The sequence below is a fragment of the Dehalococcoides sp. genome, assembly GCF_041654235.1.
Taxonomy (GTDB): Bacteria; Chloroflexota; Dehalococcoidia; order Dehalococcoidales; family Dehalococcoidaceae; genus Dehalococcoides; species Dehalococcoides mccartyi_B.
Genome location: NZ_JBAZDW010000014.1, coordinates 1 through 21,473, shown reverse-complemented (window position 1 = coordinate 21,473; position 21,473 = coordinate 1). Strand labels below are relative to the sequence as shown.

Below are 21,473 nucleotides of genomic sequence, written 5' to 3'. Positions count from 1 at the left end.
CGCAGCTACAAACATAGCCCTGGCCACGCGGTTGCGATTAACCGGAGTTGGTTTCTTACCGCTTACGTGATTTACCATGTTATCTCCTTTGGTATCTGGTCTTGGGGGCAGCCTTGTCTTCAGGCAACAAACTAAGTTGCCCTTTGTATATGCCCTCGTCCTGTCCGTTTACCAAATTGTCTACTACCTTTTTCAGCTGGGTAATATCAGTAAACTCACGGTAGACGCTGGCAAAGCGCACATAGGCAATATTATCCAGCATTTTCAGCCTTTCCATAACCATATCTCCCAAAAGGGTACTGGGTATTTCGGCCTTGCCCATATTGTAAAGTTCGGCCTCTATATCCCCCGCCACCTTGTCCACCGCCCCGGCTGGCAAAGGGCGTTTCTCACAGGCACGTCTGAGACCGCTCAGCAACTTTTCCTTGTTAAACTCTTCACGCCGCTGGTCTTTCTTAACCACAAAGAGACCGGCCGGCTGAAAACGTTCATAGGTAGTAAACCTCTGGCCGCAAACCACACACTCACGCCTTCGGCGTACCCCGTCATCTACATCTCTGGAGTCTATCACCTTGGAATCCGGGTGACTGCAATAAGGACAATTCATTTCACCCTCCAACACTGTATATTGTGTTGCGCAGATAGATTAACACAAGGGATAGTGGTAGTCAATACGTAAATAGTCTTATTTTTACAAAGAAACAGGGCTGCGGTTAAGCACCGCAGCCCTGTTATACAACTATATTAGACTTACCAGGAAATCCTGGAAGAAGGCTTATTAGAGCGGGTATCCACCGGAGGGGCAACCGGACGGGCCCGATTAAAGAGCGGTCTCCGCAAGAAGGAAGGAACATCCAGTTCGTCTTCGGTCTTGATACCCTTCAGCTGGCGGGTAATGGCATCATCACCCTCTTCTTCGGCCATACCCATCTTGGAAACAAAGCCGGTAGCAATCAGGGTTATCTTTACGTTTGAACCCATGGATGCGTCCGAAGCCACACCAAAGATGATGTTGGCATCAGGATCAACCGCCTGTTTAATAACATCGGCTGCTTCGTTAACTTCCATCAGGCTCAGGTCAGGGCCGCCCACTATGTTAAAGAGAACACCCTTGGATCCGGTGATGGAAACATCCAGCAGAGGGCTGGCCAGAGCGCTCTTGGCGGCATCTGAAGCCCTGTTCTTGCCGGAACCATAACCAATAGACATCCAGGCCGGGCCGGCGTCCCGCATAACGGCACGCACATCAGCAAAGTCCAGGTTAATCAGACCGGGAACGGTGATAACCTCGGAAATAGCCTGCACGCCGTGGCGGAGTACATCGTCAGCCATCTTGAAAGCGGCATCCACACCAGTTTTCTGGTCACACAGATCCAGCAGACGGTCATTGGGGATGATAATCAGGGTATCTACCTTGCCCAGCAGGCGGTTAATGCCTTCTTTGGCAGTAGAAGCCCGGTGAGCACCTTCAAAAGTAAAGGGCTTGGTAACCACAGCGATAGTCAAAGCGCCGCTTTTCTTGGATTCTTCAGCCACAATGGGAGCAGAACCGGTACCGGTACCGCCACCCATACCTGCGGTAACGAAAACCATATCAGCCCCGTTAACTATTTCGCGGATTTCATCGCGGCTCTCTTCAGCCGCTTTCTGCCCCATATTATGGTCGCCGCCGGCACCCAAACCGCGGGTAACTCTTTCGCCTATCTGCAGGCGGATAGGAGCTTCAGTGATAGCCAAAGCTTGGGCATCAGTGTTGATAGCAATAAATTCAACACCCTGTATTTCTTCACGGACCATGCGGGTAACAGCATTGCAACCGCCGCCGCCACAGCCGAATACTTTAATTCTGGCGGGATTGGGAACGAAACTTGTTTTAGCCATTTTATAATCTCCTTATATCGTTCTAAAATTTTACTTTATTTAGTTAGTTCCAAACAGACCGGCAAAACCCTTAAGCAAGTTACGCATTCGGCCGAAAAAGCCGATATTATCCAGCCATGATTTTTTAACAGGCTGATGCTTGGCACCCCAGAGGAGCAGGCCCACACCGGTGGCATAAGCCGGATCATGAAGTGAATCCACAATGCCGTAAACCTTGTCAGGGTTTCCTACCCTTACCGGTATGCGCAGGATATCCCGTCCCAGAGTTTCCATACCCGCCAGATTAGAGCTGCCGCCGGTCAGTACCAGGCCAGCCGGTACCAGACTGTCATAGTCCGAGTTAGGTATCTCCAGCATGATAAGGCGCAGAACTTCCTCCACCCGGGCGCGGATAATGTCACACAGGTCCTGATAAGAAACACCATGGCCATCTTCGCAGATAGGGCTGGGAGACTCCATTTTGGTTTCATATACGGGCAGGACGCTGCCGTAGCGTTTCTTCATTTCCTCGGCAACGTCAAAGGGAAGGCCCAGGCCAATAGCCACATCACGTGTCAGCTGATAACCAGCCACCGGGATAATAGCCGTGTGCCAGATACTACCATCTTTGAAGACGCAGATATCAGTGGTGCCTCCGCCGATATCGGCCAGAATAACACCCACCTGCTTTTCGTCATCAGTCAGTACAGCTTCACTGGAAGCAATAGGTTCGAGTACCAGGTCATCAATATCAATGCCCAGCCCCCGAATGCACTTCACCAGGTTCTGTACCGAGGTAGCGGCCGCAGTAATAATATGTGTTTCCACATCCAGCCTGAAACCATGCATACCCACCGGGTTTTTTACCCCGGATTGGCCGTCAACTGCATAGGTTCTGGGAATAACGTGGAGCAATTTGCGGTCATTAGGAACGCTGATGTTCTGAGCGGTAGCCATTACCCGCTTCAGGTCATCACTTCTTACCAGACGGTCATTTCTGGTAATAGCCACCACACCCTTATTGTTCATAGAGGTCACATGGCGGCCGGTTACGCCTACATAGGCGGATTCAACCTTGTATCCGGAAGCCTGTTCCGCCTTACGGATGGACTCACGGATGGATTCCCGGGCGTCATTGATGTTTACTACCAGACCTTTATGTAAACCCTGCGAAGGGCCAATGCCAACACCTACTACGTTGACACCGCCCACAGGATTTACTTCGGCAATTATAGTACAGATCTTGGTAGTGCCGACATCAATCGCTGTAACGATTCTGTTTTTCATATATCTCCCTCCATTTGCAAAACCGGGTATCTCAAAAATCCCTTACGGGAAAATTAATCCTTTCCGCACATCAGCTTCCTCCCCTCTGGACCACCCCCTTATGTTTAGCCTGTCCATGCTGAACAGAGCCAGTTCTGCTGACATGATTAACTAATTCATCTTCCCGGCTGGAAAAAAAACGCCCCTCGCCGGGTTCTATAATCCGCTCTGCTACCCGCATCTTGGCGCTTCGGCTGCGCGGGTTTCGGGATATTTCTTCATCCGAAGGGGTAATCACCCTGCGGTTTATAATTCTCAGCGAAGGCTGGTGGTCACAAACACACTGGGGAATATCATCAGGGCATATACAGCCCTTGGCTTCCTTTTGAAAATACTGCTTCACAATACGGTCTTCAAGCGAGTGGTAACTTATCACCACCAGCCGCCCGCCATGACCCAGCAGGCTATGAGCCTGCGAAAGAGCACTTTCCAGGTGAGAAAGCTCTTCATTTACGGCTATCCGCAAAGCCTGAAAAGTACGGGTGGCCGGATGAATACGTCCATGACGCCCGCCTACCGCCCTCTCTATAGCAGCAGCCAGTTCGGTGGTGGTTTTAAACGGCCTTTTCTCTGCAATAGCTCTGGCAATCCGCCGGCTAAAAGGTTCTTCTCCATATTTCCAAATAAGATCGGAAAGTTCAGTCACATCGTATCCGTTAATAATATCTGCCGCCGTCAGCTCCTGCTCAGGGGAAAACCGCATATCCAGAGGAGCTTCAATCTGGAAACTAAACCCGGATTCTTGCCTGTCCAACTGCATGGAGGAAAGACCCAAATCAAACAAAATACCATGTACCGGCATATATTCATACCGCTGGCATATATCTTTCAAATTCGCAAAATTGTCATTAACCAGTAAAACCGAACTGCCGAAACTCTTCAGCCGTTCGGCCGCCAGAGTTATGGCACTGGGGTCTGCATCTATAGACAAAAGCTGCCCGCCGGGGTAACTGTGCTCTAAAATAGCCTCCGAATGGCCACCTGCCCCCAAAGTACAGTCCACATAACGGCCTCCGGGTATAACCCCCAGCCCCTGTATGGACTCTTCCAGCATAACCGGTATATGAGGATATTCAATCACTTTTGTCTAATGCTCCTCAAGCGTTTCTATTATTTGCCAGGCCTGCTCTTGGCTGGCCTTCTTTTCAGACTCCCAAGTCTCCTTGTCCCATATCTCCAAATAATTGTTGACACCTGCCACAATAACCTCTATATTAACCCCAGCATAGGTTTTTAAAGGTGCAGGCAGGGTCAAACGACCCTGAGCATCCAGATTAACATCAAAAGCCAAAGCGAATAGAGCCCTGTTCAGGCGGCGCATCTTGCTGGGAGCAACCGTAGTACTCTTCAAGCTTTCAGCCAGTTTTTTCCATTCGCACAGGGGGTAAGCATAAATGCATTTCTCACCGGTGCCGGGGGCAAGTATCAAACCGTCCTTCAGGCTGGGCCTGATGGCAGGCGGCAAAGGGAAACGCCCTTTTTCGTCCAGCTTGTACTCAAATTCTCCGAAAAACATCTTCTTAGGTACTCTCTCCCCGACTTACCACATTACCCCACTTTTTCCCATTCTATAAGCGAACACCCCCTTTGTCAAGCCTTTGAAAATATATTTTTATATATCTATTGAGCTTTTGAGTCTGGCCAAAAGGGTATGCTAAAATAGAACAACGTCAAGGGGTAAAAATAGGAGAGAAAAGCTTGAAAATAGATGTATTAACCCTTTTCCCTGAGATGTTTCAGTCCCCTTTTGAAGAAAGCATTTTCAAGCGGGCAACAGACAATAATCTGGTAAGGTTAGAAATACATAACTTCAGGGATTTTGCCCATGACAAGCATCATGCGGTAGATGACTCCCCTTACGGAGGCGGTGCCGGCATGCTTCTTAAGCCTGAACCGCTGTTTGAGGCGGTAGAAGACGTCCTCAGGGAAGACCCCACCCCTGCCCCGATTATCCTGCTCTCCCCTCAGGGACGCTCCTTCAATCAGGAAGTAGCCCGTGAACTGGCGAAGCACGAACGGCTGATTATAATTTGCGGCCATTACGAAGGCTTTGACGAACGGGTGCGTGAACATCTGGCCACAGATGAAATAAGCATCGGTGATTTTGTACTGACCGGCGGCGAACTGGCTGCCATGGTAGTTATAGATGCTGTTTCCCGCCTGATACCCGGCGTGCTTGGTTCAGGCGAATCCTCACAGGATGATTCCCACTCAAACGGCCTGCTGGAACACCCCCACTATACCCGCCCCCCTGTATTCAGGGGCTGGGGCATACCGGACGTGCTTCTTTCCGGAAATCATGCCCAGATAAACCGCTGGCGGCGGAAAGAATCTCTCAGGCGTACCCTGAAACGACGCCCGGATATGTTTGAAAAAATACCACTCTCTAAAACCGACCGAAAACTGGTAGACGAGATTCTGGCCGAAGAAAACGCTCAGGGTTAAAATCTGCTATTATATATAAGGTATGCAAACACCCCGCTATGCCCCTGCCAAACCCGCGCACTTGATTATGAATTGGGTTTGTGTTTTAATATTCCGTTGATATTTAAAGGAGTTTTTACCACCATGGAAGAGACTATGAATAATCAGGAAGCCCCTGAAACCAGTGAAGAAGAAACAGTTGCTGTAGAAAATACCAAGGCCGAAAAAGTTTTACCAAATTTTGGCCCCGGTGATACTATAAAAGTACACGCCCGCATTAAAGAAGGCGACAAAGAACGCATTCAGATGTTCCAGGGTGTAGTCCTGAAGGTCAAACAGGCCGCTGACGGCGGCAATTTCACCGTTCGCCGTATAAGCTACGGTGTGGGCGTTGAACGCACCTTCCCCTTCCTCTCACCCAATGTTACCAAGGTTGAGATTATGAAGAAGGGCCGAGTACGCCGTGCCCGCCTGTTCTACCTGCGCAAGCTTTCCGGAAAAGCAGCCCGCATTAAAGAAGTTAAACAGACACCCTCTTAAGCTTTCTTAGGGGGTATAGATTGGCTTTTGCCGAACTGGCCGTAAACACTCCGGTACTTAGACCGGGCAGTTTTTCCTACTCCATACCTTTGGGGTTAGAAATCAAACCCGGCCAGGCGGTCTGGGCTCCTTTCGGGCCCAAAATAGTTCAGGGCATAGTCCTTGAGGTATCTGACCAGCCGGCATTTGGGCAAACACGTGAAATCTGCGGCGTTATCTCTGATACGCCGCTTCTTTCTTTTCATCAGCTTAACCTAGCCGCATGGATAAGCCAAACCTATTTATGCAGCATCTACGAAGCCCTTTCCCCCATGCTGCCTCCGTCTTTTGAACGCCGCAGCGTAGCCTATATCAGCCTTGAGCCCTCACCATTGAATAAAAGCGAAAAACCGCCTGCAACCCTCAGCCCAAGTTTACAAAAAATATTTGACTGGTTGCAGACCAGAGATATTACCCCTCAAACTGAACTGGAAAATATATTCGGCAAAAAAACCACCCAAACCGCCATACTAAAGCTGATAAATCAGGGGCTTATCAACCGAACCTATCAGATAAGCCCGGTACGGACACAAACCAAATTTGAAAAACATTTCGGCCTAAGTGAGCAGGCACTGGCATTTATTAAAGACCAGACTCTGCCAAAGTTATCTCCCCGCCAGACCGAGGTTTTTGAGTGCCTCCGGGAAAACCCGCAAGGCATTTCCAAAAGCCGTCTGAATTTGCTGGTTAAAAATAATGCTGCAATCTTGAAAGCTCTGGAGAAGAAAGAGCTAATACTAACTGAGGAGCATCAGGTATTCCGCCAGCCGATAGATTACAGCCACATAGAAACCCTGCCCCACCTTAAACTAAGCCCTCCTCAGGAAAAGTGTCTGGAGTCTATCAACCGTTCCCTGAATACTCCGCCCGAAGATGACCAGAATCCCCGTACCTTTTTACTGCACGGAATAACCGGCAGCGGCAAAACCGAAATATACCTGCAGGCGCTGGCTGAAGCTCTGCGTCTGGGCAAAAAAGCCATTGTACTGGTACCTGAGATATCCCTTACCCCCCAGACTATTGCCCGTTTTGCCGGGCGTTTCCCCGGCAGGGTGGCCGTACTTCACAGCCGCCTCAGTCCCGGTGAACAGTTTGACGAATGGCAAAGGATAAAAAACGGTCAGGCCGATATAGTAATCGGACCCAGAAGTGCCCTTTTTGCCCCGCTGGATAAACCGGGTATCATCATCATAGACGAAGAGCACGAATGGACATATAAACAGCAGAACCCTCAACCCCGTTATCACACCCGCACAGTCGCCCTAAAAATGACTGAAGAATATGGTGCAGTTCTGGTGCTGGGCAGTGCCACCCCGGATATTGACAGCTATTTTAAAGCCCAAAACGGCCTTTACCAGTTGCTGGAACTGCCCGAACGCCTGACCCCCTACAGAGGTGCTTCCCTGCCCAAAACCGAGCTGGTAGATATGCGCACCGAACTTTCCGAAGGCAACCGGAGTATTTTCTCCCGCAACCTGCATGCTTCGATTGAAAAAGTACTGGCAAAACATGAGCAGGCCATCCTTTTCATAAACCGGCGGGGCGGTGCCAGTTTTATCCAGTGCCGTGACTGCGGCTATGTAGCCATGTGCAAAAGCTGTGATACACCGCTTACTTACCACCCTGACCAGGAAAATCTGGTCTGCCATCAGTGCGGCAGGCATTATCCCAATCCCCTCACCTGCCCGAACTGCAAAAGCCGCCGGATTAAATATCTTGGCATGGGAACCCAAAAACTGGAGGAAGAAACCGGGCTGGCTTTTCCTCAGGCAAAACTGCTTCGTTGGGATAGTGATGTTACCAAAGGCAAAGACTCCCACCAGCAGATAATGGACAAATTCAGCCGCCATCAGGCAGACATACTCATCGGCACCCAGATGGTAGCCAAGGGGCTTGACCTGCCCGGAGTAACTCTGGTGGGGGTAATAAACGCGGATATCAGCCTGAACCTGCCGGATTTCCGGGCAGGCGAACGCACTTTTCAGCTGCTGGCACAGGTAGCCGGACGGGCCGGACGGGGTCTGGCAGGCGGCAAAGTAGTTATCCAGACCTACACACCTGAAAATTACGCTATCCAGTCAGCCGTTTGCCATGATTATCCGGGTTTTTATGCCAAAGAAATAGACTACCGCAGAGAACTGAATAATCCCCCCTTCCAGAAATTGGCTTGTCTGGTTTTCAGTCATTTGAACCATGACTTTTGTCAGCAGCAGGCTATACTTTTGGCACAAACGCTTCGGGAAAAGGCTGATTCGGCCGGTTCAGGCACGCTGGAGATTCTGGGGCCGGCTCCCGCCTTTATCCAGCGCCTGCGGGGACGTTACCGATACCAGATAATCCTGCGCTCACCAAACCCGGCCAATTTCCTCCGGGATATCAACCTGGGGCAAGGCTGGAGTATTGATATTGATCCATACGGCTTATGCTAGATCCTTTTAATACTCAAATTTTCGTTTTAAAAAAGTGCCTTTTGTCCTGTGCTGGACCAAAATGGCAATATTACCTATATACCATTTGTAAAATATGAGTATACAAAAAATACTAATTTTGACACCTGTTGTTCAGTGGTATACATTGTAAAAAGCTCAGACATTGACATCTGGCATATGCTTTGCTGTTATCGTATAATATTATTATACCCTTATCATATTCAGTCCTTACCCGAATTATATCTAAGGCAGGAAGATCATGAGTAAAGCCACATCATCAAATGGCTGGGCAGACCTTGGAGAGATAATCCGTCAACAAAGGGTAAAAATACCGCTTACCCTGCAAGAGCTGGCCGCCAAGACCAGCGTCTCACCCTCGCATCTGGGGCGCATTGAGCGCGGCGAGCGTTTTCCGTCTGCCAGAATACTCAAACGAATTGCTCATCCTTTGGGTTTTGAAGAAGATGAGTTATTCACTCTGGCCGGATATCTTACTCCCCAGAAGGACAGTATCTCGGAGATGGAAGCGGAATATACTTCTATCCCCAGACAGCTTGACCCTTATGTAGCCAAAGTGCTGGCACAAGAGCCTATTGAACTGCAGAGAGCGGTCATTGCCATTCTAGCTATGCTGAAAAGTATCTCCAAGTCTATGACCTAGCAAAATAAGTACTTCAGGCTTTTCAAAAATGCCGCCGCATCTGCGGCAGGTACCGGGGTGTGTTTTTCAGCGGCTGCCACCCAAAGCTAATCAAACGTAATTTTCTTGATATTGAAGATACGTTCGGAGTATAGTTTAGTGGATTTTTGGGTGAAAACCGTGACGAATAAAAACCAGCTGCTCCATACAGATAAAAAAACCTCTGCCTTGCTTGAAGACCTCCACCGTTTGCTTTCAGCGGAAGGCACTGAAACCTATTTGGTGGGCGGGTTTTTGCGTAACCTTGTGCTTAAAAAACCGACTGCAGATATTGACCTGTGCGTAATAGGTAACGGCTTTTCTGCTGCCTCCAAGATATCCCGTCATTTCAAAGCCACTCAGATAGTACTTGATGCAGATAATGACGTAACCAGAGTCATGCTGCCCGGTTTTCAGCTGGATATTTCCGGCACGCCAGATATTTCGGCAAACCTTGCCCGGCGTGATTTCAACCTTAACGCCATGGCCGCACCCTTGTCTGCCCTAAATCACGGCAATCTGCAAATACACGCTATTGTTGACCCCATGCAGGGGCTTAGGGATATTAAAAACAGGGTCATACGGGTAACCTCATCCGAAGTTTTTAGAGCTGACCCCATCCGGTTGATACGGGCTATACGTTTGTCAGCCGAACTCGGCTTTGAGCTGGACGAACAAACTCAAAGTCTTATTACAACCCACGCCGGCCTGATATCAACTGTTGCCGGCGAAAGAATTCGGGAAGAACTCCTGAAACTCCTTGAAACCAGCCAGACAGGCATCTGGGAAAAGTGCCTCGAACTGGGGCTTTTACTAAGCATATTCACGGAGCTTGATCCCTGCTACCGGCACCCACAGCCCTACGAACACACATGGGATGTGCTTGAACACTCTATAAAAACCATTTATGCATTGGACGCCATACTGGGCAAATCTGTCTGGCCATACCAAAAACCTGAAATAACCAGTGAAATTTACCGTGACAGTAATTTTGAAAAATATTTCATCCAGCAAATAAGCGGTACTTCCCGTATCCGCACTCTGGCCAAACTGGCCGCCCTGCTGCATGATATTGCCAAACCCCAAACCCGCAGCACAGACCCTGACGGACGGGTACGTTTTACCGGTCACCCGCTGGAAGGTAGCCGAATTACATCTGAAATACTCACCCGTCTGCGTTTTTCAAAAAAAGAAATCTCACTGGTAGAGAAAATGGTCTGCTACCATCTGCGTCCGGTACAGATGAATCCTGACGGCCAGTTGCCGTCTTCAAAAGCTATTTACCGCTATTTCCGTGACCTTTCGGAAGCCGCCACTGCCACCCTTTACCTAAGTCTGGCAGACCATTTGGCAACAGATGGGCCAAATTTGATGGTGGCAAATTGGCAAGAACATGTTAATATAGTAGCGCACATTTTATCAGAGCAGAAAAGACAGCTAACCAGACTGACTCCAAAACGTTTAATAACCGGTACCGACCTGATAGAGCGCTTTGCCCTCAGGCCGGGTCCCCGAATAAAAATCCTGCTTGGTGAAATTGCCGAGGCCCAGGCGGCCGGTGAAATAAAAACCCGCCGGGAGGCCTTTAAATTTATCAGCCAAAGGCTTGGGGGCAAGCCAGAAAATAATCTAAATTAGCTTGGGGAGAATTATGCGAAGGAAAAACGGGCTCGTGTTTTTGGCCATACTGGCCGCCATGATCCTTGCTTTCACGATAGTGCTGCCGACGGACAAAGGCACACTTCTGGGCAAGGGAATCCTGTTTGGTCTGGACTTAAAAGGAGGCCTGCACATGGTATACCAGGCTGACTTGTCCAACGTAGACGAAAGTGATATTGACGGAGTAATGGACGGCGTGGTTGAGGTTATATCCAACCGCATCAACCCACTGGGTGTAACCGAAGCGTTAATCCAGCGTCAGGGAGATGACCGAATAGTAGTCGAACTGCCGGGTCTGGATATTACAGACGAACAAAAAGCCCGTATCGGCCGTACCGCCCTGCTGGAGTTTGGCGAACTGGCGGCTGACGGAGAAGACTATAAATGGGAAAACAGTCTGGGCAAATGGAAACCGGTCACCGCTACTATTGACGGGGTTGAATATGCCCTGACCAGTGCCTATTTTAAAGACAGCACTTATGTCAACCGTGACCAGTACGGAAATATCCTGCTGGTGTTTGAATGGGACGCCACCGGTGCTAAATTATCCAAGGAAATAACCACCCGCCTTTTAAACCAGCAGCTGGGTATTTTTGAAGGTGACGAAGCTCTTTCCGGTGATGACGGAGTACCCATCGCCCCCGTCATAAATAATGTTATTGAAACCAGCGGCGTTATAGAAGGCCTCAGCTACAACGAAGCAGATATGCTTTCCAACCAGCTGAATGCCGGCCGCCTACCGGTACCTCTGGAGTCTATATACGAGCAAACCGTTTCACCCACTCTGGGTCAAAATTTTGTAGATCTGGCCGTAAAAGCCGGTCTGGTAGGCATAATTCTGGTTATGATATTTATGATAGCTTTTTACCGCCTTCCCGGCCTGCTGGCCAGCATAGCTTTAGTGTTCTACGGGGTCATCGTAATGGCTCTGTTCAAGCTGGTGCCTGTTACCCTTACACTGGCGGGTATAGGCGGTTTTATTGTATCGGCGGGTATGGCGGTAGACGCCAATATCCTTATATTTGCCCGTTTGAAAGAGGAACTTCTTTCAGGCAAAACTCTGGGAGCAGCAGTCGAAGCCGGGTTTTCACGTGCATGGTCTGCCATCTGGGACTCAAACGTTACCACTTTTATAGCCTGCGGCATTCTGTTCTGGGTGGGTGGCACTATTGCGGCCGGTGCACCGGTTAAGGGCTTTGCCGTAACATTGTTTTTGGGCGTAGCCGTCAGCATGTTCACCGCCATTTTTGTTACCCGCACTCTGCTCAGGCTTTTTGTAGGCACAAAAACAGGCAAAAAGCTAGCCCTATTCACCACCCAGACAAGAGGCAAAAATGAATAAGATAATACAACACAGACCCCTGTTTATATTTATATCCGCCCTGATAATACTGGCCGGACTGGCCTCACTGCTGATATTCGGGCTGAAACCCGGCATCGAATTTTCCAGCGGCTCAATGCTGACCGTCAAGTTTGACCAAACAGTCAGCATTGATGAACTCACTCAGGAACTGAGAAGTCTGGGGCAAAACGAAGCTATTGTTCAAGTAACCGGTGACGGAGATTATCTTATCCGCACCAGCCAGCTTGATGTTAGCCAGAAAATCTCTCTGGAAACTTCTCTGGAAGAAACATTCGGCAACCTGACCGAACGCGGGTTTGAAAATGTAGACCCGATGATTGCCAGGCAGACCACCCAAATGGCGCTGATAGCTATTGGGGCGGCTCTGGTGGGCATTCTTCTGTATGTTACCTGGGCCTTCCGCCGCATGCCCAAACCTTTCCATTACGGCACCTGCGCAGTCATAGCCCTTTTCCATGACGCCCTGGTGGTACTGGGCATATTCGCCCTGCTGGCGGGTATCTTCGGCTGGGAAATAAACCTTATGTTCATTATCGGTATCATGGCCGTTATCGGCTACAGTATCAACAACACCGTAGTGGTCTTTGACCGCATACGGGAAAACCAGCTTAAAGGCATTCACCCCAGCTTTGAGGTAGTGGTGAACCAGAGTATTATGGAAACCATAGTCCGTTCCATTAACTCCAGCTTTACGGTTATCATTACTGTAGTAGCCCTTATGCTCTTCCTTGGGGCGTCTATCCAGAACCTAAGTATAGTTATGCTTATCGGTCTTATTGCCGGTACTTATGACTCACTTTTTGTTGCCCCTTCCCTGCTGGTTACCTGGGAAAATGGTGACTGGGGCAAACTGCTTAAACCCTTTAAAAAAACTTAATAAAATAATACAAGGATAAACAATGGCTACCAGAAAAACCAGAGCTGCATCATTCTCCATAGCTTCAAACTCAACTCTTATAGCTATGAAAACGGTAGTTGGTTTTGTTACCGGTAGCGTCAGTATTCTGGCAGAGGCTATCCACAGTACCTTGGATCTGATAGCCGCAGTTATCGCCTTTTTCGGCGTCAAAGCCTCTGACAAACCGGCAGATATTGACCATCCTTACGGGCATGGCAAGTGGGAAAATGTAAGCGGTACAGTAGAAGCTGTACTTATATTCGTAGCGGCTATATGGATAATCTACGAAGCAGTAAATAGACTTATAGGAGGCTCTGCCCCGGAAATGCTGGAATGGGGTGTGGTAATCATGGGTATATCCGTGGTTGCCAACACTCTGGTCTCGCGTTATCTTAAAAAGATAGCCCACGAGACTGATTCAGTTGCTCTGGAGGCAGATGCCTCACACCTTACCACTGATGTAATCACTTCAGCCGGAGTGCTGGTAGGTCTTGTTCTGGTAAAAATAACCGGCTGGGTAATACTTGACCCCATTGTAGCCTTGCTGGTTGCACTGCTCATCATCAAAGCCGCTTGGGACATACTCAACAAATCTTTCGGGGCGCTGGTAGATGCCCGTCTGCCCAAAGAAGAGGTAGAGGCTATTACCAGCCTGATAAACGAACATACGTCAAAGTTGGTGGAATTTCACAACTTGCGCACCCGCAAAGCCGGCAGTTACCGTTATGTAGACCTGCATCTGGTTATGCCTAAAACACTTTCGGTGGAAAAATCTCATGCTATATGTGACCATCTGGAACAGGACCTTAAGGATAAACTAAAGGTAGACTATGTAACTATCCACGTAGAACCCTGTACCGAGGAAAACTGCCCTGAGTGCCAGATGAGCTGCAAAAAACGCCATTCAGAGCTACCTGATACCGTTAATATGCCGTAAATCATTAATCATCAGGTCAATATCAGGATTACCCACAGCCCCTTCGGGGGCTTTGGTATTTGGGGGAGGCAATGCTTCATTTAACAAAACCGCCAGAGTAGCCCCCACTCCTTCGGCCAGACCAAGGTAGTGGTAACCCCCCTCCAAACTGAATACCAGTTTCCCCCCGCAAACTTCCTCCGCCGCGTGCTTTATGGCACGGGTTATACCGGCAAAGCCCTGCTGGGAAAGACACATCTCGCCCATATCATCGGCAAAATGGGCATCATATCCGGCGCATACCAGTATCAGTTCGGGTGCAAATTTCCGAAGGTACGGACCAATCACCTCGTCAAATGCCTTTTGATAATGGCTATCTCCGCAGCCCGCAGGCAAGGGGATATTTAAAATATTTTGAAACGGACCATTTTCCCGGCTGTCTCCCGTAAAAGGAAAATGATGAATCTGATGGAGAGAAAGATAAATTAGACGGGGGTCATTCAGACAGACATGCTGGATGCCATTGCCATGGTGAACATCAAAATCCACCACCGCTACCCGCTTAAGTTTATGCTTGTTCAGGGCATGCAAGGCTCCTAAAGCCACATTGTTAAAAACGCAGAAACCCATGGAAGCCTCAGGCAAGGCATGGTGACCCGGCGGGCGGCACAGCACAAAGGCGCTATCAAGTTCTCTTGAAAGTACCTTATCCACTCCCTCAATCACCCCGCCCACGGCATACAGAGCGGCTTCGTAACTATCCAACGAAATAACCGTATCCTGATCCAGCCAGCCGCCTCCGCTGAAACCCACTTCCTCAACCCGGCTTATATAACTGCGTTTATGAAAACTCTCCAGTTCACGCATACCCACCCGCTTTGGCTCAATATGCACCAAACGGTCTTTTAGGCCATGCGTCTCCAGATATTCCATAATCGCCAATAAACGGTCAGGATTTTCCACATGGGTACCTGTATCATGATTTAAATATATATGGTTATAAACCAGCCCCACAGCCATAAGCGAACCTTTCCTGGTTTAAAATATTAAGCAAGCCACAGTTTCAGCCCGGAGATGATAAAATACACTCCGAAAACCACCAGCAACAAACCGCAGCCTATAAAAACTAACTCCCTCACCCTGCTCCCCCACAGACGATGGGTGCGGTAAACAATAAATGAAATAAGACAAAGCCAGGCCAAATCCACCAGCCAATGAGTGGCAGCCAAAGCTCCCAACCCCGCCAGACCGTAGTCTGACACTTTCATAACCAGCATCGCCCCTACAGTTGCCCACCAGACCAGAAAAAAAGGATTTAAGGCGCTCATAGCCGCTCCGGACACTACCGTATTGTGTTTAAAGGAGGCCTTATCCTGGCTGGCTTCACGCCGGGCTTTTATCATACCCAAGCCCATGTAAACAATCATAACTCCACCGGCCAGACTGAGCAGTATCTGCACCCAGATAAGCTCAAAAAAACCGGCAAACCCGAAATAGATAAGGAGAATAATAGGCAGTTCCACCAGTATATGCCCAAGCACAATCTGAGCACCTGCCCAAGGGGTATGATAGCTACGGGAAAGAGTCAACGCAAACATGGGACCGGGCATAAGAACACCTGAAAAGGATATAACCGTAACACTAAGCAGCGTGGTTAACATGAAAGTCATTATAACACTTCTATCAGCACGGGCAAAAACCAAAACGTGTCCCGTATCAATGCCATTTCTTGCTTGTGGGAATACATATCTTGATTTATACTGAAACAAATGCAGAAACAAGGAGATAACGGTATTGTCTTTAAACCTGGACAAAACCGCCCTTCAAATACAGGACATGGTCTCAGAGCTGAAAGGCCGTGATCTGGAACATCAAAAACACCTTCAAGCCTGTCTGGACGGCATGGCGCGGACTCCGGCTGAATACCAGCGCCTGCTGGACAAAGTAGAACGCAGCAAGACCACCTTTCTCTTAGCAAGGCCTGCAGAAATACCCAATGCCGTTCACCAGCCGCCTGTCTTGCCCCAAAGTTACCGCATACTGGCTACCGACGGCTCACAAATAGACGTAGACCGCCACCAGCTCAGCCGCTGTTACCTTATAAATATAGGCCGGGTACAACTGGAATACGGCAAAGCCCCGTCTGCCAGCCTGGAAAGCCTGCCTGTCCTGTATGCCCGCCCCGAAGATATGGTAATCTCCTGCGGAAGCAAAGAACTAGCAGTGGAAGGGACTCTGCTGGGCATAAAAAGAAGCGTAGAGGAAACTCGGCACCTTTCGGAAATGGCAGATGCCGCCGCACCCGGCCTCCCCACTCTGGCGCTTGGAGACGGCACTTTGATACTCTGGTCACTCTTATCCAAAGAGTTTCCCGAATACGTGGTTGAAAACCTGCTGGTGGATGGCTATCTGAAATATCTGGAGCAAATAAAAAACCTGAATACAAAAGACAGACAAGTGGCTCTGGCCAGCTATATCAGTTACCCCAGAAGCACAGATGTGGTTAATACCCTCCGCCTGCTTTACTGCCCGTACGAACCGGCAAACTGCATAAGCAAATGTGACCAGCTTGCCAACGGCAAACGCCCTTGTGACATACTCTCAGGCATCACAGACAGCATGCTTTTTGACCGTATACTGAAACCGGGTGAACGTTCCGCCCTGTTTGCCAGCTCATCTTCCATACTGGAAAAATATTACGGAGAACACCATGTATATTTTTACTACCTGAAAACCAGTGAGGAAATAGCCAGAGTGGAACTGCCCGCCTGGACAGTACACTGCGCAGAGCTGTTAAACCTGAGCCACAGCCTGATACTGGAACAGTGCCGTCTGGGACACGGCTACCCCGTATCTCTTTCCGAAGCCCACGAACAGGCAGTAGTCAGCGGTCAGGACAGGCGTATTTTCAACCAGCTGGTAGAGGAAATGCTGACCGCAAGCCAGATAAATCCCAGCAGTTCCGCCAAGAGCCTGAGCAAAAAAACCCGCTGGGTATAGTTTATGTAAACTAGCCCGTTAGTCTATTTGGCAAATTTGAATACACCATTAACCGCAGGGGGTGAGAAATTGGACAACCTAAGTACAAGCCGCATAGGCGAGGTTATAGATACCAGCACCACTGACTTTACCGCCCAGTGTTACCAGCTTTACAACACGCCCGCTCTGGGGGCACTGGTAAAAACCGGTGAAGGCGAAAATACTATTTACGCCGCCGTCTATCATGCCACCACCTCATCCATAGAGCCGGGCAGAAAACCCATTGCCCGCGGACAGGACGCAGTCAGCGAAGAGGCTATCTATGCCCAAAGCCCCCAGCTAAGTAAACTCCTCCGGAGTGAGTTCTCCTGCCTGATACTGGGGCACAGGGGACAAGGGCAAATCCTGCATTACCTGCCGCCCCGCCCTGCCCATATTCACAGCTTTGCGGAAAGTTGCACCCCGGAAGAAACGGCTGAATTTTGTAAATCATTCGGCTTTTTAAATATACTTGTAAACTCCGAACTGCCCGTCCCCCCGGACGAAGTCACCGCCGCCTGCCTGCGGCACTTATCCGCCGCCGCCCCGGACAAGCAAGCCTTTCTGGTAAAAGCGGGCAAAGAGCTGGCCAAACTCCTGCCAGGGCAGTACCAGCGGCTTAAAGTAATCCTGGAGAGGATACAGCTATGACAACTGAAAACAAACTGGGTATTGTAATAGGGGGTTCACTTTCCGGCGGGGTAGATGTCCGCCTGAACGGTGAAACCTTGGTAGAAGATATGGCGGTTGGGCGTTATGTCACCATTCAAGGCAAAACCAAACGCTTTCTGGGCATGATAACCGATGTTTCTCTGGGAGTAACAGACCAGCGCCTTATGCTCACCCCTCCTGCCTCAGACGAAAAATTTCTGGCCGAAATACTCAGCGGTACAGCCGCTTACGGAGATCTGAAGGTTATACCCTATCTGGTACTGGGCAGTGATGAAAAAAGCCTTCTGGATGGCCCTCAGCCGGTCAAGACCATACCCAGCCACTATGCCCCGGTAGATATTGCCTCCAACGAAGATATAGAGATGGTATTCGGCAAGGAAGACGCCACCCATTTTTATGTGGGTAACCCGCTGGACATGGAAACCCGCCTCTGCCTAAACCTGCCTGAGCTGGTCAAACGTTCAAACGGCATCTTCGGTAAAAGCGGCACCGGCAAAACATTCCTCACCCGCACCCTGCTGGTCGGCATGCTCCAGAAAGGGTCTTGCGTAAATCTGGTGTTTGATATGCACTCCGAATACGGCTGGGAAGGTACCAGTGAGAAAAAACACAAAGTTAAAGCCCTAAAACAGCTCTTTCCGGACAGGGTAGCCGTATTTACTTTAGACGGGGAAAGCTCCCGCAAACGCAAAGTCAGCGTGGACTTTGAGGTAAAGATAGGCTACGACGAAATAGAGCCGGAAGATATCAGCCTGCTCCGCCAGACCCTTAATCTGACCGAACAGGCGGTAGAAGCCGTTTACCAGCTACGCAAGCACTTCAAGAAAAACTGGATAAAAGAAGCCAATAATATTGGAGACGAAGAAGAAGATAAAAAACTGCTGGACACTTTAAGTATCCATGAAAGCACTTTCCAGAACCTGCGGAGGGGGCTTAATACCCTTACCCGCCTGCCCTTTATCGTAGAAAATGCCCCGGTCAAGGCAGTAGACAGGGTGCTTGAATACCTAAACCGAAATATAAACGTAGTACTGGAATTCGGGCGGTATACAGACATCACCGCCTACATACTGGTAGCCAATCTGCTTACCCGCCGCATATATACCAGCTACCGTGACCACATGGAACAAGCCATGGCCGAAGATGCCTCCAAACCCACCCCGCTGGTTATTACCATAGAGGAAGCCCATAAATTTTTAAACCCGGAAGTGGCTTCCCGCACTATCTTCGGCACTATTGCCCGTGAAATGCGTAAATACAATGTCACCCTGCTTATCATAGACCAGCGGCCTTCGGGCATAGACCCTGAAGTGATGTCCCAGTTAGGCACTAAAATAACCGCCCTGCTGGACAACGAAAAAGATATAGACGCCGTACTCTCAGGCGTTTCCGGTAAAAACGAACTCAAAGGCGTCCTTGCCAAACTGGCTTCACGCCAGCAAGCCCTGATATTCGGTGCGGCAGTACCCATGCCGGTAGCCTTTGTCCCCCGCGAGTACGACCAAAATATCTATAACGAAGTCAGCCAGAAAAAAATCAGCTCCGAAGAAATAGAGGAGCTTTTCTAGACATATGCCAGATATATTTGAGGCCACGAATGGACAGGGGTTTAAGCAGGCAGTTGTAGAAAGCCAGAACCTAAGGCTGCGAATAATTCAAGCCGCCGATGCCTATAAAGCCTTCAGCCTGATTAAAGACCCCGAGGTAACCCGCCACCTGATGTGGGATGGCCCGAAAACCATAAATGAACTCCGCTTGGCATATCGGGACGAAGCAGCCGACTTTGAAACAGGTCATCGCTACTCTTTTGCTATTGAAAGAGTGGATAAACCCGGCCTGATAGGCAGTCTGGCTTTCAGACTTATCGGCTATAAAGAGCAAGCCCTTATCGGATACTGGCTGGGGCACAAATACTGGACTAAAGGCTATATGACAGAAGCCATACGCTTAAGTGTTCACTTTGCCTTCAAACACCTTAAAGCAGAGCGTATTTTCGGCGGAGTTTTTAAGGGAAACCAGCCATCACGCCGCACTTTGGAGAAAAACGGCTTCCAGCTTGACGGAACCCTGCGCCGGGATATACTGGTCAGGGGAACATGGACGGATGTCTGGTTTATGTCACTGCTCAGAGAAGAATGGGAACAAAACCCGGCGCGTTATACCCCGCTAACTGAGGAGGTTATTCATGCCCAAATCCAAAGTGCCTAAAATAGGCATTGCCTTGGGTGGAGGCGCTGCCAGAGGCATCATCCATATCGGCGTGCTTGAAGTACTGGAAAAAGAAGGCTTACCGCTGGATTTGGTCACCGGAACCAGTATGGGTGCCATTATAGGCGCTCTATATGCCAGTGGTCATAAACCGCAGGAAATGAAAGAAATAGTACATAACCTGAGTTGGAAACAGCTTATGCCCCTTCTGGATTTGGCCGCCCCCAGAGCCGGTTTCCTATCGTCCCGAAAGATAAAAAGTTATTTAAAAGAGCTTATCGGAGACATCACCTTTGCCGAACTCAAGAAACCCTTTGCCTGCGTAGCCGCAGACGTTAAAACCGGCGAAGAAGTTATCTTTAACGAGGGGCTTGTTATTGACGGAGTAATTGCCAGCATGTCCCTGCCCATTATTTTCCGTCCGGTGAAAAACAAAAACCGTTTTCTGGTGGATGGCGGCATTATTACCCCTATTCCAGCTCAGATTGTACGTGACATGGGGGCAGATTTTGTAATTGCGGTAAATGCCATTTACCGCCATGATTATATAAAACAAAACAGCGATTCGGAACCCTCAGTCTTTGATACAGCCTTCCAGATAGTAAATATTATGTCAATACATATGGCTCAGGAAAATCTGCTGGCCGCCGATATTGCCATTGAACCTGACCTTTCAGGAATAGGTCCAGGCGATTTCCTGAAAGCCCCGGAAATAGTCTTGCGGGGAGAGCTGGGGGCAACTGATGCCGTACCTCATTTAAAACACCTGCTGCTTCAAAAATTCAGCTACGCCCCCCCGATTTAACACTTTCACTCAAACTTGGTATAATGGTGCTCCGTGGGGCTGTAGCTTAGTCGGGAGAGCGCCTCCTTTGCAAGGAGGAGGTCAGGGGTTCGAATCCCCTCAGCTCCACCAAGAGTCTCAATAGGTAGAACTTCTTTTCCGTTTTTTAACCCTGGCAGCGGCAATCTGTACTTCAAAGTAGCCTCATTGCCGTTTATCTCTATCTTCTTAACAAATGTTTTCAGGAAGGCTTTGCACTCACTGATTTCAGCTTCTGCCAGTAGTTGCTTAAGATCACCTGCATAGGCTTTTACTTGTTCAATTTTAATGCTTTCACTGCCGCTAGCTAATAACTCAGCCTCAGCCACAATCATGGATTTCTCAAGGTCAGATTGGCGAGACCTTAAATCCTTGATTCGAGGTGATAGATCACTGTAATCAAGTTTGCCGCTCTCAATCGCCTCATACAAACGATTTAACCTCTGCCGAATATCCTCCAGTTCAGTATCAATGACCGCAAGCCTCTCGTTATATTGAACTGAAGCTAATTCCAGGTCTTTATTTACCAAAGACACCAGGTTTTCAAGGTTTTCTTCGGTCAATATCCTGGATTTTATCTGGGTAATAACTGCTGATTCCAGTTTTGATTTGGGTATAG

At 49.1% G+C, this 21,473-nt stretch carries 20 protein-coding genes and 1 tRNA gene; 14 read left to right on the top strand and 7 right to left on the bottom strand.

Going from position 1 to position 21,473, the window contains the following annotated elements; genetic code table 11:
- Positions 1-79 precede the first annotated feature (79 nt).
- The 5 genes from nrdR to mraZ form a co-directional block, all read right to left on the bottom strand.
- Positions 80-607: a transcriptional regulator NrdR gene (gene nrdR, locus WC259_RS03060; RefSeq protein ID WP_012984144.1), complete on the bottom strand. Its 528-nt coding sequence runs from the start codon at positions 605-607 to the stop codon at positions 80-82.
- A 143-nt stretch (positions 608-750) separates the two neighbouring features.
- The gene (ftsZ, locus tag WC259_RS03055) at positions 751-1,881 is read right to left on the bottom strand and encodes a cell division protein FtsZ (protein WP_011308874.1); all 1,131 of its coding nucleotides are present in this window, start codon (positions 1,879-1,881) and stop codon (positions 751-753) included.
- 39 nt (positions 1,882-1,920) lie between these two features.
- Complete coding sequence (gene ftsA, locus WC259_RS03050) at positions 1,921-3,147, bottom strand: cell division protein FtsA (protein ID WP_011308873.1); 1,227 nt, start codon at positions 3,145-3,147, stop codon at positions 1,921-1,923.
- A gap of 70 nt (positions 3,148-3,217) precedes the next feature.
- Positions 3,218-4,267 (bottom strand): 16S rRNA (cytosine(1402)-N(4))-methyltransferase RsmH, encoded by a 1,050-nt coding sequence (gene rsmH / locus WC259_RS03045; protein WP_015407548.1) that lies wholly within the window; start codon positions 4,265-4,267, stop codon positions 3,218-3,220.
- A 6-nt stretch (positions 4,268-4,273) separates the two neighbouring features.
- On the bottom strand, positions 4,274-4,702 hold the full coding sequence (gene mraZ / locus WC259_RS03040) for a division/cell wall cluster transcriptional repressor MraZ (RefSeq protein ID WP_011928783.1): 429 nt from the start codon (positions 4,700-4,702) through the stop codon (positions 4,274-4,276).
- A gap of 182 nt (positions 4,703-4,884) precedes the next feature.
- Here mraZ and trmD point away from each other — a divergent pair, with 182 nt between their 5' ends.
- The 8 genes from trmD to WC259_RS03000 all read left to right on the top strand — a co-directional run bounded on the left by trmD (position 4,885) and on the right by WC259_RS03000 (position 14,154).
- The gene (gene trmD, locus WC259_RS03035) at positions 4,885-5,631 is read left to right on the top strand and encodes a tRNA (guanosine(37)-N1)-methyltransferase TrmD (protein WP_061977104.1); all 747 of its coding nucleotides are present in this window, start codon (positions 4,885-4,887) and stop codon (positions 5,629-5,631) included.
- 123 nt (positions 5,632-5,754) lie between these two features.
- Entirely contained in the window at positions 5,755-6,150 is a 396-nt protein-coding gene (gene rplS, locus WC259_RS03030) for a 50S ribosomal protein L19 (RefSeq protein ID WP_011308869.1), read from the top strand.
- Positions 6,151-6,170: 20 nt separating this feature from the next.
- Positions 6,171-8,618: a primosomal protein N' gene (gene priA / locus WC259_RS03025; protein WP_372643119.1), complete on the top strand. Its 2,448-nt coding sequence runs from the start codon at positions 6,171-6,173 to the stop codon at positions 8,616-8,618.
- A 259-nt stretch (positions 8,619-8,877) separates the two neighbouring features.
- Entirely contained in the window at positions 8,878-9,279 is a 402-nt protein-coding gene (locus WC259_RS03020; RefSeq protein ID WP_011308867.1) for a helix-turn-helix domain-containing protein, read from the top strand.
- A 150-nt stretch (positions 9,280-9,429) separates the two neighbouring features.
- On the top strand, positions 9,430-10,935 hold the full coding sequence (locus tag WC259_RS03015; protein WP_041224090.1) for an HD domain-containing protein: 1,506 nt from the start codon (positions 9,430-9,432) through the stop codon (positions 10,933-10,935).
- Between the two features lie 13 nt (positions 10,936-10,948).
- Complete coding sequence (gene secD / locus WC259_RS03010; RefSeq protein WP_011308865.1) at positions 10,949-12,298, top strand: protein translocase subunit SecD; 1,350 nt, start codon at positions 10,949-10,951, stop codon at positions 12,296-12,298.
- Positions 12,291-13,196 carry a protein translocase subunit SecF gene (secF, locus tag WC259_RS03005; protein ID WP_015406914.1) on the top strand — a complete coding sequence of 302 codons (906 nt, stop codon included), beginning with the start codon at positions 12,291-12,293 and terminating at the stop codon, positions 13,194-13,196. Before secD ends, secF begins: the two co-directional genes overlap by 8 nt.
- Before the next feature lie 22 nt (positions 13,197-13,218).
- Positions 13,219-14,154 carry a cation diffusion facilitator family transporter gene (locus WC259_RS03000; RefSeq protein WP_011308863.1) on the top strand — a complete coding sequence of 312 codons (936 nt, stop codon included), beginning with the start codon at positions 13,219-13,221 and terminating at the stop codon, positions 14,152-14,154.
- Here the strand turns inward: WC259_RS03000 and WC259_RS02995 are convergent.
- Together WC259_RS02995 and WC259_RS02990 are read right to left on the bottom strand one after the other, a co-directional pair.
- Positions 14,128-15,153 carry a histone deacetylase gene (locus tag WC259_RS02995; protein ID WP_011308862.1) on the bottom strand — a complete coding sequence of 342 codons (1,026 nt, stop codon included), beginning with the start codon at positions 15,151-15,153 and terminating at the stop codon, positions 14,128-14,130. The genes WC259_RS03000 and WC259_RS02995 overlap by 27 nt on opposite strands.
- Positions 15,154-15,179: 26 nt before the next feature.
- Entirely contained in the window at positions 15,180-15,803 is a 624-nt protein-coding gene (locus WC259_RS02990; protein WP_011308861.1) for a LysE family transporter, read from the bottom strand.
- Between the two features lie 124 nt (positions 15,804-15,927).
- Between WC259_RS02990 and WC259_RS02985 the strand changes: the two genes are divergently transcribed.
- The 6 genes from WC259_RS02985 to WC259_RS02960 all read left to right on the top strand — a co-directional run bounded on the left by WC259_RS02985 (position 15,928) and on the right by WC259_RS02960 (position 20,947).
- On the top strand, positions 15,928-17,133 hold the full coding sequence (locus tag WC259_RS02985) for a DNA double-strand break repair nuclease NurA (protein WP_011928775.1): 1,206 nt from the start codon (positions 15,928-15,930) through the stop codon (positions 17,131-17,133).
- Between the two features lie 69 nt (positions 17,134-17,202).
- Complete coding sequence (locus WC259_RS02980; protein ID WP_011308859.1) at positions 17,203-17,802, top strand: hypothetical protein; 600 nt, start codon at positions 17,203-17,205, stop codon at positions 17,800-17,802.
- Positions 17,799-19,391: an ATP-binding protein gene (locus tag WC259_RS02975; RefSeq protein WP_011928773.1), complete on the top strand. Its 1,593-nt coding sequence runs from the start codon at positions 17,799-17,801 to the stop codon at positions 19,389-19,391. Before WC259_RS02980 ends, WC259_RS02975 begins: the two co-directional genes overlap by 4 nt.
- 4 nt (positions 19,392-19,395) lie before the next feature.
- Positions 19,396-20,031, top strand: a complete 636-nt coding sequence (locus tag WC259_RS02970; RefSeq protein ID WP_061977101.1) for a GNAT family N-acetyltransferase — start codon at positions 19,396-19,398, stop codon at positions 20,029-20,031.
- Positions 20,009-20,836, top strand: a complete 828-nt coding sequence (locus WC259_RS02965) for a patatin family protein (RefSeq protein ID WP_011308856.1) — start codon at positions 20,009-20,011, stop codon at positions 20,834-20,836. The genes WC259_RS02970 and WC259_RS02965 overlap by 23 nt, the downstream gene beginning before the upstream one ends.
- A 35-nt stretch (positions 20,837-20,871) precedes the next feature.
- Positions 20,872-20,947, top strand: a tRNA-Ala gene (locus WC259_RS02960).
- Positions 20,948-21,473: the final 526 nt, after the last annotated feature.

Bases quoted from the DNA above. Each gene is read 5' to 3' on its own strand.
- nrdR (WP_012984144.1), bottom strand. From the start codon at position 607: ATGAATTGTCCTTATTGCAGTCACCCGGATTCCAAGGTGATAGACTCC.
- ftsZ (WP_011308874.1), bottom strand. From the start codon at position 1,881: ATGGCTAAAACAAGTTTCGTTCCCAATCCCGCCAGAATTAAAGTATTC.
- ftsA (WP_011308873.1), bottom strand. From the start codon at position 3,147: ATGAAAAACAGAATCGTTACAGCGATTGATGTCGGCACTACCAAGATC.
- mraZ (WP_011928783.1), bottom strand. From the start codon at position 4,702: ATGTTTTTCGGAGAATTTGAGTACAAGCTGGACGAAAAAGGGCGTTTC.
- rplS (WP_011308869.1), top strand. From the start codon at position 5,755: ATGGAAGAGACTATGAATAATCAGGAAGCCCCTGAAACCAGTGAAGAA.
- WC259_RS03020 (WP_011308867.1), top strand. From the start codon at position 8,878: ATGAGTAAAGCCACATCATCAAATGGCTGGGCAGACCTTGGAGAGATA.
- secD (WP_011308865.1), top strand. From the start codon at position 10,949: ATGCGAAGGAAAAACGGGCTCGTGTTTTTGGCCATACTGGCCGCCATG.
- secF (WP_015406914.1), top strand. From the start codon at position 12,291: ATGAATAAGATAATACAACACAGACCCCTGTTTATATTTATATCCGCC.
- WC259_RS03000 (WP_011308863.1), top strand. From the start codon at position 13,219: ATGGCTACCAGAAAAACCAGAGCTGCATCATTCTCCATAGCTTCAAAC.
- WC259_RS02995 (WP_011308862.1), bottom strand. From the start codon at position 15,153: ATGGCTGTGGGGCTGGTTTATAACCATATATATTTAAATCATGATACA.
- WC259_RS02990 (WP_011308861.1), bottom strand. From the start codon at position 15,803: ATGACTTTCATGTTAACCACGCTGCTTAGTGTTACGGTTATATCCTTT.
- WC259_RS02975 (WP_011928773.1), top strand. From the start codon at position 17,799: ATGACAACTGAAAACAAACTGGGTATTGTAATAGGGGGTTCACTTTCC.
- WC259_RS02970 (WP_061977101.1), top strand. From the start codon at position 19,396: ATGCCAGATATATTTGAGGCCACGAATGGACAGGGGTTTAAGCAGGCA.
- WC259_RS02965 (WP_011308856.1), top strand. From the start codon at position 20,009: ATGCCCAAATCCAAAGTGCCTAAAATAGGCATTGCCTTGGGTGGAGGC.